Source organism: Kitasatospora dryopteridis, from assembly GCF_050749075.1.
GTDB lineage: Bacteria > Actinomycetota > Actinomycetes > Streptomycetales > Streptomycetaceae > Kitasatospora.
In genome coordinates this window covers 2,471,044-2,486,671 of record NZ_CP192749.1, presented here as the reverse complement: position 1 = coordinate 2,486,671, position 15,628 = coordinate 2,471,044, and the positions used below count along the sequence as shown (strand labels likewise).

General features: G+C 74.6%; 15 protein-coding genes and 1 pseudogene. 11 read left to right on the top strand and 5 right to left on the bottom strand.

Features of this window, described 5'->3' with window-relative positions; translation table 11 throughout:
• Positions 1–17: 17 nt before the first annotated feature.
• The 4 genes and pseudogenes from ACQ614_RS11305 to ACQ614_RS11290 all read left to right on the top strand — a co-directional run.
• Entirely contained in the window at positions 18–689 is a 672-nt protein-coding gene (locus ACQ614_RS11305; protein WP_431678355.1) for a TetR/AcrR family transcriptional regulator, read from the top strand.
• Entirely contained in the window at positions 676–2,301 is a 1,626-nt protein-coding gene (locus ACQ614_RS11300) for an acyl-CoA dehydrogenase family protein (RefSeq protein ID WP_431678353.1), read from the top strand. The genes ACQ614_RS11305 and ACQ614_RS11300 overlap by 14 nt, the downstream gene beginning before the upstream one ends.
• A complete protein-coding gene (locus tag ACQ614_RS11295; protein ID WP_431678352.1) occupies positions 2,298–3,179 on the top strand; it encodes an amidohydrolase family protein in 882 nt (293 codons plus the stop codon). The genes ACQ614_RS11300 and ACQ614_RS11295 overlap by 4 nt, the downstream gene beginning before the upstream one ends.
• A 51-nt stretch (positions 3,180–3,230) precedes the next feature.
• Positions 3,231–3,960 (top strand): annotated as a pseudogene (locus ACQ614_RS11290) (DMT family transporter); the annotation flags it as partial.
• On the opposite strand, the gene ACQ614_RS11285 reads toward ACQ614_RS11290, so the two are convergent.
• A complete protein-coding gene (locus ACQ614_RS11285) occupies positions 3,855–4,301 on the bottom strand; it encodes a hypothetical protein (protein WP_431678351.1) in 447 nt (148 codons plus the stop codon). The pseudogene ACQ614_RS11290 and the gene ACQ614_RS11285 overlap by 106 nt on opposite strands.
• A gap of 26 nt (positions 4,302–4,327) precedes the next feature.
• Between ACQ614_RS11285 and ACQ614_RS11280 the strand changes: the two genes are divergently transcribed.
• On the top strand, positions 4,328–4,804 hold the full coding sequence (locus tag ACQ614_RS11280; protein WP_431678349.1) for a hypothetical protein: 477 nt from the start codon (positions 4,328–4,330) through the stop codon (positions 4,802–4,804).
• A gap of 71 nt (positions 4,805–4,875) precedes the next feature.
• Positions 4,876–5,127 (top strand): DUF2277 domain-containing protein, encoded by a 252-nt coding sequence (locus tag ACQ614_RS11275; protein WP_431678348.1) that lies wholly within the window; start codon positions 4,876–4,878, stop codon positions 5,125–5,127.
• On the opposite strand, the gene ACQ614_RS11270 is transcribed toward ACQ614_RS11275, so the two are convergent.
• Positions 5,096–5,599: a DUF2269 family protein gene (locus ACQ614_RS11270; RefSeq protein ID WP_363493659.1), complete on the bottom strand. Its 504-nt coding sequence runs from the start codon at positions 5,597–5,599 to the stop codon at positions 5,096–5,098. The two genes, ACQ614_RS11275 and ACQ614_RS11270, sit on opposite strands and share 32 nt — an antisense overlap.
• 114 nt (positions 5,600–5,713) lie before the next feature.
• Positions 5,714–6,433: a 4'-phosphopantetheinyl transferase family protein gene (locus ACQ614_RS11265; protein ID WP_431678347.1), complete on the bottom strand. Its 720-nt coding sequence runs from the start codon at positions 6,431–6,433 to the stop codon at positions 5,714–5,716.
• A gap of 290 nt (positions 6,434–6,723) precedes the next feature.
• Between ACQ614_RS11265 and ACQ614_RS11260 the strand changes: the two genes are divergently transcribed.
• Genes ACQ614_RS11260 through ACQ614_RS11245 form a run of 4 tightly spaced genes read left to right on the top strand, consistent with a single transcriptional unit; the run spans position 6,724 to position 12,949 of the window.
• Positions 6,724–7,074 (top strand): CU044_2847 family protein, encoded by a 351-nt coding sequence (locus tag ACQ614_RS11260; protein WP_431678346.1) that lies wholly within the window; start codon positions 6,724–6,726, stop codon positions 7,072–7,074.
• A gap of 12 nt (positions 7,075–7,086) precedes the next feature.
• On the top strand, positions 7,087–8,901 hold the full coding sequence (locus ACQ614_RS11255; RefSeq protein WP_431683894.1) for a trypsin-like peptidase domain-containing protein: 1,815 nt from the start codon (positions 7,087–7,089) through the stop codon (positions 8,899–8,901).
• A gap of 48 nt (positions 8,902–8,949) precedes the next feature.
• Positions 8,950–9,957: an AAA family ATPase gene (locus ACQ614_RS11250; protein WP_363493654.1), complete on the top strand. Its 1,008-nt coding sequence runs from the start codon at positions 8,950–8,952 to the stop codon at positions 9,955–9,957.
• Complete coding sequence (locus tag ACQ614_RS11245; protein WP_431678344.1) at positions 9,947–12,949, top strand: TIR-like protein FxsC; 3,003 nt, start codon at positions 9,947–9,949, stop codon at positions 12,947–12,949. The genes ACQ614_RS11250 and ACQ614_RS11245 overlap by 11 nt, the downstream gene beginning before the upstream one ends.
• Here ACQ614_RS11245 and kynU read toward each other — a convergent pair.
• Complete coding sequence (kynU, locus tag ACQ614_RS11240; RefSeq protein ID WP_431678343.1) at positions 12,924–14,147, bottom strand: kynureninase; 1,224 nt, start codon at positions 14,145–14,147, stop codon at positions 12,924–12,926. The genes ACQ614_RS11245 and kynU overlap by 26 nt on opposite strands.
• Positions 14,144–14,974, bottom strand: coding sequence for a tryptophan 2,3-dioxygenase (locus tag ACQ614_RS11235; protein WP_431678342.1), 831 nt, complete (start codon positions 14,972–14,974; stop codon positions 14,144–14,146). Before ACQ614_RS11235 ends, kynU begins: the two co-directional genes overlap by 4 nt.
• 179 nt (positions 14,975–15,153) lie before the next feature.
• Between ACQ614_RS11235 and ACQ614_RS11230 the strand changes: the two genes are divergently transcribed.
• Positions 15,154–15,588 carry an Lrp/AsnC family transcriptional regulator gene (locus ACQ614_RS11230; protein WP_431678341.1) on the top strand — a complete coding sequence of 145 codons (435 nt, stop codon included), beginning with the start codon at positions 15,154–15,156 and terminating at the stop codon, positions 15,586–15,588.
• The last annotated feature ends 40 nt before the right edge of the window (positions 15,589–15,628 follow it).

Sequence of the window (15,628 nt, the reverse complement as noted above, 5' to 3'; positions counted from 1 at the left end):
GTGCTTCAATACTTCGCATGGCATACCGACGCACCCCTGCCGTCCAGGCCCGGCTCGACGCCCAGCGCGCCGCCGTGCTGCAGGCGGCCGTGGCGCTGCTCGCCGAGCGCGGCTACGCGGGCTGCTCGATGGCCGCCGTCGCCGAACGCGCCGGGATCGCCACCGGCTCGATGTACCGGCACTTCGCCGGCAAGGCCGACCTCGCCGTCGAGCTGTTCCGCACGGTCGTCACCGGCGAGGTCGGTGCCGTCACCGAGGCCGTCGCCCGCGAGCACACCCCGCAGCGCCGGGTCGCCGCCGTCGTCGAGACCTTCGCCACCCGCGCGCTCAAGTCCCCGCGCCGGGCCTACGCCCTGCTCGCCGAACCGGCCGACCCGGTCGTCGACGCCGAACGGCTGGTCTTCCGCCGCGCCTTCCGCGACCTCATCGCCGCGCAGATCGCCGACGCCGTCGCCGAGGGCGAACTCCCGCCCCAGCAGCCGGAACTGACCGCCGCCGCACTGGTCGGCGCAATCGGCGAGGCGCTCGTCGGCCCGCTCGCCGGCGGCAGCACCCCCGACGACGTCATCCCGGCCCTCACCGCCTTCGCCCTGCGCGCCCTCGGCACCCCCGAGGGCGCGCCGAAGCGATCCGCCCAGGACACCACCCCCGCAGACCCCGCCCCAGGAGGACGGCATGCCGACGCATGAGGTCACCAACCAGGTCCCCGACCCGTACGGCCACGACGTCGCCGCCGACCCGGCGCTGCTCGACGGCCTGCAGCGGGCCGGCGCCGGCTGGGCCGAGGACGAACTCCACGAACTCGGCCGCCTCGCCGGCTCCGAGCAGGCCGACACCTGGGGCCGGCTCGCCAACGAGAACCCGCCCGTCCTGCGCACCCACGACCGGTACGGCCACCGCATCGACGAGGTCGAATTCCACCCGTACTGGCACGAGTTGATGGGCACCGCGGTCCGGTACGGGCTGCACGCCGCCCCCTGGGCCGACGACCGGCCCGGCGCGCACACCGCCCGCGCCGCCAAGTTCTACGTCTGGGGCCAGGTCGAGGCCGGCCACACCTGCCCGATCTCCATGACCTACGCCGCGGTGCCCGCCCTGCGCGCCACCCCGGCCCTCGCCGAGAGCTACGAACCCCTGCTCGCCGCACGGGAGTACGACTTCGGCCTGCGCGAACCGCTCACCAAGCGCGGCCTGATCGCCGGCATGTCGATGACCGAGAAACAGGGCGGCTCGGACGTCCGCGCCAACACCACCACCGCCGTCCCGCACGCCGACGGCACCTACCGCCTCACCGGCCACAAGTGGTTCACCTCCGCCCCCATGTCGGACGTGTTCCTCACCCTGGCCCAGGCACCCGGCGGCCTCAGCTGCTTCCTGCTGCCCCGGGTGCTGCCCGACGGCAGCCGCAACCCGATCCGCCTCCAGCGGCTCAAGGACAAGCTCGGCAACAAGTCCAACGCCTCCGCCGAGATCGAGTACGAGGGCGCCACCGGCTGGCTGGTCGGCGAGGAGGGCCGCGGCGTCCCCACCATCATCGAGATGGTCAACATGACCCGCCTCGACTGCACGATCGGCGCCGCCTCCGGCATGCGCTACGGCACCGTCCGCGCCCTCCACCACGCCACCCACCGGCGGGCCTTCGGCGCCGCCCTGGTCGACCAGCCGCTGATGCGCAACGTCCTCGCCGACCTCGTCGTCGAGTCCGAGGCCGCCACCACCGTCGCCATGCGGCTCGCCGCCGCCACCGACGCCGCCCTCGCCGGCGACCAGCAGGAGGCCATGCTGCGCCGCCTCGGCCTCGCCGTCTCCAAGTACTGGGTCTGCAAGCGCGGCCCGGTGCACGCCGCCGAGGCCCTGGAGTGCCTGGGCGGCAACGGCTACGTCGAGGAGTCCGGCATGCCCCGGCTCTACCGGGAGGCCCCGCTGGTCTCCATCTGGGAGGGCTCCGGCAACGTCGCCGCCCTGGACGCGCTGCGCGCCATGGCCCGCCACCCCGCCAGCGTCGAGGCCTTCCTCGCCGAACTCGACGCCGCAGCCGGCGCCGACCGCCGCCTGGACGCCGCGACCGCCGCCCTGCGCAAGCAACTCGGCGACCTCACCGACCTGGAGTACCGCACCCGCCGGCTCGTCGAGTCGATGGCCCTCGCCCTCCAGGGCTCGCTGCTCGTCCGGTACGGCGACCCCGCCGTCGCCGACGCCTTCTGCGCCTCCCGGCTCGGCGGCGACCACGGCGCCGCCTTCGGCACCCTGCCGACCGGCACCGACACCGCCGCCATCCTGGAGAGGGCCGTCCGGCGGTGAACGAGGCCGCCGAAGTCCGCTTCTTCTGGGGGCAGCTGGGGCTGCCCGGCCTGATCGACGTGCACACCCACTTCATGCCCGAGCCGGTGCTCGACAAGGTGTGGGCGTACTTCGACGCGGCCGGGCCGCTCACCGGCCGCCCCTGGCCGATCGCCTACCGGCACGCCGAACAGCAACGCATCGACACCCTGCGGGAGTTCGGCGTCCGGGCGTTCACCGCCATGCTCTACCCGCACAAGCCGGCCATGGCCGCCTGGCTCAACAGCTGGGCCGCGGACTTCGCCGCCCGCACCCCCGACTGCCTGCACACCGCCACCTTCTATCCCGAGCCCGGCGCCGCCGAGTACGTCGCGGCCGCGATCGACCGCGGCGCCCGGGTGTTCAAGGCCCATGTGCAGGTCGGCGCCTACGACCCCGCCGACCCGCAGCTGGACGGCGTCTGGGGCCTGCTCGCCGAGGCCGGCATCCCCGTCGTCACCCACTGCGGCTCCGGCCCGGCCCCCGGCAAGCACACCGGGCCCGGGCCGATCGGGGCCGTCCTCGCCCGCCACCCGCGGCTGCACCTGGTCGTGGCACACATGGGCCTCCCGGAGTACGCCGACTTCCTCGACCTGGCCGCCCGGTACCCGAACGTCCACCTCGACACCACCATGGCGTTCACCGACTTCACCGAACGCCTGGCCCCCTTCCCGCCCGCCCTGCGGCCCCGCCTCGCCGACCTGCGGGACCGCGTCCTGCTCGGCACCGACTACCCGAACATCCCGTACCGGTACGCGCACGCGCTCGATGCGCTGGCCGGTCTGGGGCTGGGGGTGGAGTGGCTGCGGACGGTGTGCTGGGGCAACGCGGCGCGGCTGTTCGGGGTGGCCGGGGGCTGAGTCGCGGCGCGGTGCGCCGGAGGTGCAGCGCGGGCGGGTGAGACTGGGCGCATCCGGCGAAGGGAACCGCCTGCCTTGCTCCCCGTCCTGTTCGCCCTGTGCGGTGCCCTCAGCAACGCGCTGGCCACCGTGCTGCAGCACCGCGCCGCGCAGACCGTGCGGCGCTCCGAGGGCTTCCGCTTCGGCCTGCTGCTCGACCTGGCGCACCGCCCGGTCTGGGTGGCCGGCATCGTCGCGGTGACCGCGGCCGCGCTCTTCCAGGCGGTGGCACTGGCCCGCGGCGCGCTCTCCGTCGTCCAGCCGATCTTCGTCCTGGAACTGCCGTTCGCGCTGGTGATCTCGGCCCTGATGTCCCGCCGGAACCTTGGTGGTCGGCCTCGGCCTCGCGCTCGGCGCGGCCGCACCGACCCCCGGCACCATGCACGTTCCGATGTCCCGCTGGATCCCGGCACTCGCGGGCTGCGGCGCCGCGATCGCCGTGCTCTGCGCGGTGGCACTGCGCCGCCCGCCCGGCGGGGTCCGCGCCGCCTGCCTGGCGGGTGCGGCGGCAGTCGGCAACGCGCTGACCGCCGCCCTCATCAAGTCCTCCACCCACCTGCTGGACATGCACGGCCTGGTGGCCTTCCTCACCGCCTGGCAGACGTACGGCTTCGCGATCGCCGGGGTCGGTGCGCTCTACCTGCTGGAGAACGCCCTGCAGTCCGGGCCGCTGGTCGCCTCGCAGCCCGCGCTGACCCTCGGTGACGCGGGGGTCAGCCTGCTGCTGGGCGTCCTGCTGTATTCCATTCCATTCCATTCCATTCCATTCCATTCCATTCCATTCCATTCCATTCCATTCCATTCCATTCCATTCCATTCCATTCCATTCCATTCCATTCCATTCCATTCCATTCCATTCCATTCCATTCCATTCCATTCCATTCCATTCCATTCCATTCCATTCCATTCCATTCCATTCCATTCCATTCCATTCCATTCCATTCCATTCCATTCCATTCCATTCCATTCCATTCCATTCCATTCCATTCCATTCCATTCCATTCCATTCCATTCCAGGCCAGGCCTGGACCGCCGTCGCCTGCATGGTGGTCGGCCTCGGCCTCGCGCTCGGCGCGGCCGCACCGACCCCCGGCACCATGCACGTTCCGATGTCCCGCTGGATCCCGGCACTCGCGGGCTGCGGCGCCGCGATCGCCGTGCTCTGCGCGGTGGCACTGCGCCGCCCGCCCGGCGGGGTCCGCGCCGCCTGCCTGGCGGGTGCGGCGGCAGTCGGCAACGCGCTGACCGCCGCCCTCATCAAGTCCTCCACCCACCTGCTGGACATGCACGGCCTGGTGGCCTTCCTCACCGCCTGGCAGACGTACGGCTTCGCGATCGCCGGGGTCGGTGCGCTCTACCTGCTGGAGAACGCCCTGCAGTCCGGGCCGCTGGTCGCCTCGCAGCCCGCGCTGACCCTCGGTGACGCGGGGGTCAGCCTGCTGCTGGGCGTCCTGCTGTACGAGGAGACGCTGCGCGCCGGCCTCTGGCTGATCCCGGAGACCGTCGGCGTCGCGCTGATCGTGATGGGCGTGCTGGTGCTCGCCCGTACGCCGCTCACCCGCACCCTGATGGCCCCGGCCGGCTGACGTGCGGACCCGGGCCGACTGATTCGGTGATGGCTGCCCCCGGGGTGTGCCCGGAGGGGCAGACTGGGGGTATGTGCCGATCGATCAAGACGCTCAGGCCGCCGGAGACGCCGGAGGTCACCACCGACGACGTCCACGCCGCGGCCCTGCAGTACGTCCGCAAGGTGTCCGGCTTCCGCGCCCCGGCCGCCCACAACAGGGAGGCCTTCGAGCAGGCGGTCGCGGCGGTGGCCGCCGCCACCCTGGCGCTGCTCGAAGGCCTGGAGATCAGGGGTGCCGGACGGGTGGAGGTCAGGCTCCCGTCGTCGACCCCGGTCGGATGACCATCAGCACCACGACCACCGCCCACAGCAGGTTGAACACGCCCGCGGTCATCGGCAGCAGCTTCAGGCCGCGCTCCGCCCGCTCCCGGTCGTCGCCGCGGGAGTGGGCGGCGGGCGTGCCGGCCTCCGCGTCCAGGGTGTCGATCACGGACTGCTGGGCGGGCACCACGAACAGCAGCAGCGAGCCGGCCGAGAGCGCCGTCAGCACGATCGAGGCGATCAGCCAGCTCTGCCCGAGGACGTCCATCACCTGGGCCACGCCGACACCCAGCAGCGGGACGGCGATCCCGAGCAGCGCGTAGACCTGGGTGATGCGGTGCAGCAGGCGCACCGAGGCGGCCGCGCCCGGCTGGTCCGCCCCGGAGCCCAGGGCCGCGGCCGCACGCCGCGGGAACATGCTGACGGCTACCGCGACCGGGCCGATGAACAGCACCGAGGCCAGCACGTGCAGGCTCAGCAGGAACTTGGCCATGGGGGAGACATCCTTCGCGGCGGCGGGGGAGAGGAGGGCGGGCACGCGCGGGTGCGTCCGGCGCGGCCGTCGCCGACGCTAACACCCCTTACGGCGGGGGCCCGGGCCGGTCCCTCACACCGGAAGTACGGCCCCGGCCGTCTCCGCCAGCGGCACCAGCCGGACGGGCCGGGTGCTGACCGCCGCGAGCAGTGCCCCGCTGCGCGGCTCCGTCCAGTCGAGCAGGTGCAGGTCCTCGTGGCGGTGCCGGGCGGGCCCCGGGCCGGCGGCGTCCAGCGGCAGCGCGGACAGGTCGACCTCGGCCAGCGTGTCCAGCGACACCCGGCCGATCTTGATCATGGCCTCCTTGCGCACCCACTGCCGGAGGAACGCCCCCGCCGGGTCGGGACGGGCGGCCACCGCGGCCGACTCCGCGGCACCGAGTACCCGCGCGTGCAGGTCGGCCAGGTCGCCGCGGCCGGTGCCCGGCTGCTCCACGTCGACACCCACCGGCACCGGCCCGGCCGCCGCGGCGACCACGCCCTCGGTGTGCGACAGGCTCAGCCCGATGCCGGGCCGCCCGGCCAGCGCGGGCGCGCCGTGCCCGGGCAGGTCGCAGTCGGGGCAGTGCTGCACCAGCACCGGCTCGGACACCGGGACGCCGAGCAGGTGCGCGGCGCAGAGCCGTACCAGCAGGTGCGCCGCGAGGAAGTCCAGCCGGTTGCGCTCCCTGCGGAGGCCGGCGGCCCGCTCCCGTTCGGCCGGGGTCAGCAGGTGCTCGCCGAGGCCCGGCAGCGCCAGCACCTCGGCGCTCTCCGCGACCACGACCAGCGGCCCGCCGACTGCCTCGTCCATCCCCGTACCCTCCTGATCGGTCCCGGCCTCCACCCTAGGGCGTGTCCCCGCCGTGGGAGATCGGGCAACCCCGTGCCCCCGGCGGGCCACTCCAGTGCCTTTGTCGACAAGTCCTCGGCCCGGCGTTATCCGGCCGGTGGAGCGGAGGGCGGATCAACCTGACATATTGTCATGTTCCTTGAAGATTGCTGATGTCAACCCCGCCGGAACCGCTGCGCAGTGGCCCGTGCTGTGCGACCATCGCCAAGGAATTCGGCTGACAGTACGGCTTGACACGGTGGGGAGTGGCCATGTCGCACTACGTGGAGTTCCTGACGGCCGACGGCGCGGTGGTCCGGGTGGAGAGCACTGCCCCGGCCCCGGCGGCGTACGGGATGCAGCCCGTCGGGAGGGGCGGTGAGGCGGTCGTCCGGGCCGCCGAGACCTTCGAGCACGCGCTGGGCGGGGTCCGCGCCGCCGCCGAGGCGGCCCTCACCGTCCTGCGCGACGGCAGCCTGCGGCCGGACACGGTGGAGATCGAGTTCGGCGTCAAGCTGTCCGCCGAGGCCGGGGCGCTGATCGCCCGCACCGCGGCCGACGCCCACCTCACCGTGAAGCTCTCCTGGTCACCCGGCGGCGGTGCGGAACGGGCCGGGCACTGACCGGACGTGCCGATGCAGGACGTCCGCTGGCTCGCCCGGATCACCACCTCCGGGCCCGCCGGGCCGATCACCGGTGCCGGCATCCTCATCTCCGACCGCGAGGTGCTCACCTGCGCCCATGTCGTGCACGGCGTCGACGAGGCCGAGGTCAGGCTCGTCGCCCACCCCGACCTGGCGCCGCTGGGCGCCACCGTCGCCCAGCGCGGCCCATGGCCCGAACTCCCGGGCGGCGCGGGCGACGTGGCCGTCCTGGAACTCAGCGAGCCGGTGCCCGCGCAGACCGCCACCCCCGCCCCGTTCGCCCCGCTGCACCGGTGGGCCGGGCCGCCCGCCCCCGCCCTGGTCGCCTACGGCTTCCCGGCCGGACACGACACCGGGCTCAGCAGCGAGATCAGGCTCACCCGCGGCGGCTTCCGGATCGCCGGCGAGCTCGTCCAACTGGAGCACGAGGGCACCGGGATGCCGCTCTCCCCGGGCTTCAGCGGCGGCCCGGTGGTCATCGCCGCCACCGGCGAGGTCGCCGGCCTGGTCACCGCCGCCCTCGACACCCTCGGTGTGCCGCGCAGCCCCGACGACCGCACCCGGCCCGCCGCGAGGCTCGGCCAGATGCTGCCCGCCGAGGCCGCCGCCCGGTACGTCCCGCAGCTCGCCGACCGGCTCGCCGGGGCCGCCCTGCCCGCCCCCGCCGTCCGCGGCCTCCGGCTGCTGCTCGGCGCCGGCCCGCCGCCCGCCGACCCGCTGGAGCTCTACCGCGCCGCCGTCGGACCGCTCGGCTGCCCCGATCCGCCCAGCCGCCCCGCCACCCTCTGGGACGCCGGCTGGTACCTGCTCGCCGAGGTCCCCCGGCCGCCCCACGGGCCGCACCCCGTGGTCCACTTCGCCCACCACGTCGCCGAGGCCAGCGCCGACCACGGGCTGCGCGAGGGCCTGCGCGACTGGCTCGACCGGCACCGCGACGCCGCCCCCGCCGCCGGGCCCAGACGCGAACGCTGGCGCCCGATCCTCGTGGAGATCAGCCCCAGCGGCGCCGGGCCCGCCATGTTCCACGTCGCCGTCGCCGCCGTCCGCGACGGCCGGATCGGCGCCGCCGACACCCGCACCGTCCCGCGACTGCGCCTCAAGAACGCCGTCCGCGACCGCATCGACCACGAACTCGGCCGGCTCGAACCGGACGGCGCGGAACTGGTCATCTTCTCGCTGCCCCGCAAGTGGCTCACCGAGCCCGTCCACGACTGGGCCCGCCGGCGCACCGACTACGGCCCGCTCGGCGCCGACCACGCCGTCGTCGTGGTCGACGCCCAGCGCCGCGCCGACCCGGCCGCCCGCCGCCAGCTCGAACTCAAATGGGCCCCGCTGCGCACCGCCCCCGGCACCCGCCTGCACCAGCTGCGCTGCACCGAACTCCCGGACGGCAAAAGGCTCTACCACCGGCTGCGGCCGCCCGAGCGGGTCGAGCTCCCGGCCTTCCCCGGCCCGCCCCGCGGCGCCCCGTACGAGCCGCTGCTGGCCGCCGCCCTGCGGGCCGGCGTCCCCGCCGTACTGTGGCCGCAACGCCCCTGCACCGCCGACCACTCACACACCCGGACCTGCCGCAACGAGCGATTCCTTGCCAGACTGGCGGAGGAACTGGCCGATGTCGCACCCGGCGATCTGCCCCGCCGGGTACGCGAGTTGCGGCACCAGGCGGAGGAGGCCGCCGACCCCGCACAGCACTGGGCCGCCGGCCTGGTGCTGCTCTGGGAGGACCCGGCGGTCCTGCCCGGCCCCCACCGCCCCTACCGCGTCGTCCCGACCGCACCACCGCCCCACGCCGCGGGCCCCGAGTGAGACCCGGACCGCCGAAGGCCCCGACGAGTGAGCAGGAGCAGGAGAGCAATGCCGCTGAAGCGCATCTACCAGGGCGTCACCGAGCCGCACGACGGCATCGCCGAGCTGCCCGCCCCGCCGCCCTGGCGCGACTTCGACGGGGGGCCGGTGCTGCCGCAGCCCGACGGCCCCGCCGACCCGGTGCCCGACCCGGCCCGGCACCGGGCCGCGACCTTCCGGCCCACCCCGGAGACCGTGGAACTCGTCAACGCGGCGCTCTACCTGCGCCGGCCGCTGCTGGTCACCGGACCGCCCGGCGGCGGCAAGTCCAGCCTGCCGTACGCGGTCGCCCGCGAACTCGGCCTCGGCCCGGTGCTGCGCTGGAACATCACCAGCCGCAGCACGCTGCGCGACGGCCTCTACCAGTACGACCCGCTCTCCCGCCTCTACGCAGCCAACCGCTCCGGCCCGCAGACCCCCGACGCCTCCCTCGACGAGCACCTGCGGCTCGGCCCGCTCGGCACCGCCCTGCTGCCCTACCGGCGGCCCCGGGTGCTGCTCATCGACGAGATCGACAAGGGCGACCTCGACCTGCCCAACGACCTGCTGCACATCCTGGAGGAGGGCCAGTACGAGATCGACGAACTCGTCCGCGCCGCCCCCCAGCAGCCCGAGGCGAACGTCCTCACCGCGGACGGCACCAGCCGGGCGCCCGTGCACGGCGGCCGCATCCGCTGCCGGGCCTTCCCGTTCACCGTGCTCACCTCCAACGCCGAACGGGAGTTCCCCGCCGCCTTCCTGCGCCGCTGTGTGGTGCTGGAACTGCGCCGGCCGGAGGGCGCCGAGCTGGAGTCCATCGTCCACTCCCACCTCCCGGAGTCGGACCGGCAGTTGGTCACCGAGATCCTGGAGGTCTTCCTGTCCCGCCGGGAGGAGGGCGAACTCGCCACCGACCAGCTGCTGAACGCCATCTACCTCACCTCCCGGCCGGAACTCGGCGACGCCGCCGACCGGGCCGCGCTCGCCGCCCAGGTGATGCCCTACCTGAGTCGCGGCCAGGACGACGATGTCTTCTGACCCGGCGGCCCTGGACCGCCTGACCGACCTGCTCGCCGAACTCGGCCTCGCCGCACGGGCCCCCGTCGAGCTCGCCGAACTGCTCTGGCTGGCCGCCCGCGGCACCGAGGGCGGCCCGGGCCTCGACACCGCGGGCCTGCCCGCCCCGCGCACCGCCCGCCCCGCCACGGGCACTTCCGGCGGCCTGCGCCCGCGTCACCGCACCGAGCACGCCCCGGGGCCGGACGGCACCGGTCCGCGCACCGCCCTCCACCTGCCCGCCCCGGACCGCGGCGGCCGGCCCGCACCCGCCGTCCCCGCACCCACCCCCGACGCCCCGATGCTGGCCCGCCCGCTGCCGCTTCAGCGGGCCCTGCGCCCGCTGAAGCGGCTCGTCCCGGACGAGCGCCGCCGCCTGCTCGACGAACAGGCCACCGCCGACCGCCTCGCCGAGGCGCTGCGCGAACCCGGGACCGTCCACTGGCTGCCCGTGCTGCGGCCCAGCACCGAGCGCTGGCTCGACCTGCACCTGGTGCTCGACATCGGCCCCACCATGACCCTCTGGCGGCCGCTCGCCCGGGAGTTGCGCACGCTCTTCCAGCAGACCGGCGCCTTCCGCCAGGTCACCTCCGGGCGGCTGCTCGCCGACGGCCGGCTCGCCCACCGCAGGATCGCCGACGGCCGCTCCGCGGTCCTGGTGATCAGCGACTGCATGGGCCCGCAGTGGCGTTCCGGCCCGGCCGGCGACCGCTGGCACCGCACCCTGCACGGCCTGGCCCGCCGGCTGCCGGTGGCGGTCGTCCAGCCGCTGCCGGAACGCCTGTGGCCGCTGGCCGCGGTGCCCGCAGTCCCCGGGGTGTTCACCGCGACGGAGGCGGGCGCCCCGGACGCCGCGTACGGGTTCGTGCCGTTCACCGACACCCCGCCCGGCCGCGGTGCACCGGCCGTCCCGGTGCTGGAGCCGGGCCCCGAGTGGCTGGCCAACTGGGCGCAGCTGGTGGGCAGTCCGACCGGCGGCCAGGTGGTCGGCGCGGCGCTGATGCTCGGCGCGACGCCGAACGGGGCCGGGCGCCCGACCGAGGCCGGGCCCGATCCGGAGGAGCTGACCGCGGAGGAGCTGGTGGTGCGGTTCCGCGCCACGGCCTCCCGGGAGGCGTTCACGCTGGCCGGGATGACCGCGCTGACCACGCCCGCGCTGCCGGTGATGCGGCTGCTCCAGCAGGTCGGGCTGGCCCGGCCGCAGCCGCAGCACCTGGCGGAGGTCGTGGTGAGCGGCCTGCTGCAGGAACAGGCTGGCCGCCCGGGCTACTTCGCGTTCCGGCCGGGGGTGCGGGAGCTGCTGCTGCACACCCTGCCGAGGTCCACCGCGCAGCACGCGCTGGAGCTGCTGATCCGGGTCGGCGGGCGGATAGGCGATCCGGGGCGGGTCGGCGCGGCGACCTTCCCGGCCTGGGTGGAGTCCGCCCGGGACGGCACCGTGACGCTGCTGGACTCGCGGCCGTTCGCGCTGGTCAGCCCGGAGGCCGCGCGGCTGCTCGGGGTCACCGGGGCGCCGGTGTTCACACTGGCGGGCCCGCTGCCCGGACCGCACCCGCAGGACGCGCCGCGGCCGGCCGAGGAGGAGGCTCCCGTGCCCGCGCCGCCGCCCGAGCCCGGTGCGCTGCCCGACCCGGAGCGCTCCCGGGCGGTGCTGCTGCTGACCACCTCGCGCGGTGCGCCGGGCGAGGTGCTGGAGGAGCAGGAGTACACCGCGCTGCGCGATCTCGCCGCGCTGGCCGAGGCGTTGGTGGACCCGGCGCTGGTGGGCCTGGACCGCCGGCACATCTGGCTGGGCGAGGACGACCCGGACGGCTTCCAGCGGGCGCTGCAGCAGGCCGTGCAGGAGGCCGAGGACACCCTGGTGGTGCACGTCGGCGGGCCGCTCGGGCCCGGGGACGAGCTCGGGGTGGCGGTCGGTGCGGGCCGCTGGGGCGGGGTGCACCGGCCGGGGCTGGACTGGCAGGCCGTGGTGGAGACGGTCGCCGCGGGCCGGGCGGCGCGCCGGCTGCTGATCCTGGACGGTGCGCGCAGCGTGCCGCCGGAGCCCGCCGCAGGCGGCCCGGTGGCGGTCGACCCGGGGAGTTTCCAGGTGGTCAACCTCCGCCACCCGGTGGACCGTTCGGTGGCGGGCCGGCTGGCCGCCGCGATCCGCACCGGCGATCCGGACGGCGCCCCGCAGCTGACCGTCCACCACCTGCTGGAGATCGCCCTGCAGTCCACCCCGCCGGCGCCGCCGGTCACCCGGATCTGGCCGCCGCGGGACGGCCGGCCGCTGGTGCTCGCCCGCAACGCCCAACTCCACGGCCAGCCGGTCGAGTCGCGCACGCCCTCGCACTCGGGCACGCACCGCAAGGAGCCGGCCGGACCGGAGGCTCCCAGACCCTACTTCTTCCTCAGCCACCCCGGCGGCCCCGGCGACCGGGCCGTCGACCGGCTCTACCAGGACCTCTGCGAGGAGGTGCTGCAGCTGACCGACCTGCCGGCTGCGGTGCCGCCCGGATTCCTGGACCGCAGCCCGGAGTTGGACAGCTGGTCGCGATGGCAGATCACCGAGGCGCTGGCCACCTGCCGGGTCTTCGTGCCGCTGTACTCGCCGCGCTACTTCACCAGCGAGCGCTGCGGCAAGGAGTGGTACGGCTTCGCCCGCCGGGCGGCCCGCTCGGCCGAGCGCTCGGCACAGCAGGCGAGCGGGATCGTCCCGGTGATCTGGGTGCCGGTGGGGTCCGCAGAGCAGCCCTCCGCCGCCCGCCAACTGCGCTTCAACCACCGCAGCCTGGGCCCGGAGTACCAGGGCGAGGGGCTGCTCGCGCTGGCCCGGAACCCGGGCCGGCGCGAGCTGTACGAACTGGTGGTGCACCGGCTGGCGACCCGGATCGTGCAGGTCGCCCACGAGACCCGCATCCCGCCGGCCCGCCCGCTGAACTGGGACGGCCTGGAGAACGCCTTCCTCAGGTCACCGCGCCCCGGCGGCTGAACCGCTCCTCGCGCCACTCGCCGCTCTCCAGCACCTCGGCGAGGTGCCGCACCGCGTCGAAGACGTCGGTGCGGGAGAGGTAGAGCGGGGTGAATCCGAAGCGCATCAGGTCGGGGGCGCGGAAGTCGCCGATCACCCCGCGGGCGATCAGCGCCTGCATCACCGCGTAGCCCTCGGGGTGCCGCAGCGAGACGTGGCTGCCGCGCAGGGCGTGCTCCCGGGGGGTCACCGACTCCAGGCCGAGCGGCTCGACCAGCTCCAGGAACAGGTCGGTGAGCGCCAGCGAGGTGGCCCGCACCTGCGCCAGGTCGGCCTTCTCCCAGACGTCCAGCGCGGCGTCGAGACCGGCCATGCCGAGCAGCGGCGGGGTGCCGGTGAGGAACCGCCCGATCCCCTCGGTCGGCGCGTACGAGGGCTCGAAGGCGAACGGCCGGGCGTGGCCGAACCAGCCGCTCAACGGCTGTGCGGCCGAGGCCTGGTGGCGGTGCGCGGCGTACAGGAAGGCGGGCGCGCCGGGGCCGCCGTTGAGGTACTTGTAGCCGCAGCCGACCGCGAAGTCCACGTCGCAGGCGTCGAGTTCGATCGGCAGTGCGCCCGCGGTGTGGCAGAGGTCCCAGACCATCAGGGCGCCCGCGGCGTGCACCTGCTCGGTGATCGCGGCCATGTCGAGCAGCTCGCCGGTGCGGTAGTCGACGTGCGACAGCACCACCACGGCGGTGTCCTCGCCGAGGTGTTCGCCGAGGTCGGCGGCGCGCGGCAGCAGCACGGTACGGGCGCCGTCGAAGAGGCCGGTGACGCCCTCGGTGATGTACAGGTCGGTCGGGAAGGCCGAGTGCTCGGCGAGCAGCGTCCTCCGGCCGGGCCGCAGCCGCATCGCCGCACCCAGCACCTTGAAGAGGTTGACCGAGGTGGAGTCGCAGACCACGACCTGCCCGGCGGCCGCGCCCAGCATGGGCGAGAGCCGCTCGCCGAGCCGGTGCGGCATCCCGAACCAGCCGGCGTCGTTCCAGCTGCGGATCAGGCCCTGGCCCCACTCGCGCTCGACCATGCCGGCGACCCGGGCGGCGGTGCCCTTCGGCAGCGCGCCCAGCGAGTTGCCGTCCAGGTACAGCACGCCCTCGGGCAGGGCGAATTCGCCGCGCAGTGCGGCCAGCGGATCGGCGGCGTCGAGGGCCGCGCACTCCTCGCGGGTGGTCACAGCTCGTTCCTCACGGTCCACAGCTCGGGGAAGATGTCCTGGTCGGCGGACTGCTTGAGCCAGCTGAGGCCGCTGGAGCCGCCGGTGCCGGGCTTGGCGCCCATGGTGCGCTTGACCGAGGAGAGGTGGCGCTGGCGCCAGCGGGTGACCCGCTCCGCGGTGTCCAGCAGCGCCTCGCCGAGGCGGGCCAGCTCGGCCAGCTCCGGGTCGGTGTACACCCGGCGCCAGGCCTGCTCCACCTCGGCGCTGTGCCGGTGCCGGCCGGCGCTCGGCTCATGGGGCACCTCCACGCCGCGGCGGGCGAGCAGGGCGAGCGCGTCGTCGTACAGGCTGGGGCCGTTCAGGGCCTCGGTGAGCTCGGCGTGCACGGCGGGGGAGTCCTCGTACATCCGCAGCAGCGAGCCGGCCTTGTTGCCGAGCAGGAACTCCAGGCGCAGGAAGGCCGACGACTGGAAGCCGGAGGCCTCGCCCAGCACCTCGCGGAAGGAGGCGAACTCGGCGGGCGTCATGGTGGCCAGCAGGTCCCAGGAGCTCACCAGCACGTCCTGTATGTGGGTGCCGCGGCGCAGAGCGGCGAGCGCGCCGCCGAGGTCGTTCTCGCGCAGCGCGTGCTGGGCGGAGACCCACTCGCGCTGCAGCAGGTCGAAGAGCAGCTCCATCACCTGGGTGGCGACGATGAACGTGTACTCGGCCGGCACCTTGCTGCGCGGCTGCTGCAGGCTGTGCAGCACGTCCAGCATGACGTAGCGCGCGTACGGGGTGCCGTTGCCGGGCTCCCCCTGCGGCGCGAAGGCGAGATTCGGCCGGTCGACGGTGTCCCCGCCCATGGCATTCCTCCTGGTATGTCCCGGTTCATCCCACTCCCATCGTGGGGGCCACCATTGTGCGGCGGCATCCGTTCCGTCTTGAATGGGCGGCGGGCAGCGAAACGCCGCCACGGCTTCACGAACGCAAGGTCTTGCAGCCGAAACGCTTTGCAAACGCAAACCCGACCCCGGGAGTCGCCATGGACGCCGTCGACCGCCTGCTGCTCGCCGAACTCCAGGCCGACGCCCGGCTCTCCTACAACGAGCTCTCCCGCCGGGTGAAACTCTCCGCCCCGGCCGTCGCCGAACGCGTCCGCCGCCTTGAGGCCGACGGAGTGATCACCGGCTACCACGCCCACATCGACCCCGCCCGGGCCGGCCTCAACGTGATGGCCCTGGTCACCATGCAGTGCTACGGCCCGCACTGCGTCCTCCGCGACCCCGAGGTCACCCGCTGGCCCGAGGTCTTCCAGCTGCACCGGGTTACCGGCGGCGCCTGCTGCACCCTGCTGGTCGGCGTGCCCGGCATGGTCGCCTTCGAGCAGCTCATCGACCGCCTCGCCGCCTACGGCCAGCCCGCCAGCTCGATGATCCTCTCCAGCCCCGTCCCGTGGCGCCCCGTGGTGGCGCCGTAGCGCTGCCGGGACGGCATAGGCTGCTCGGCGGACGCCCGGA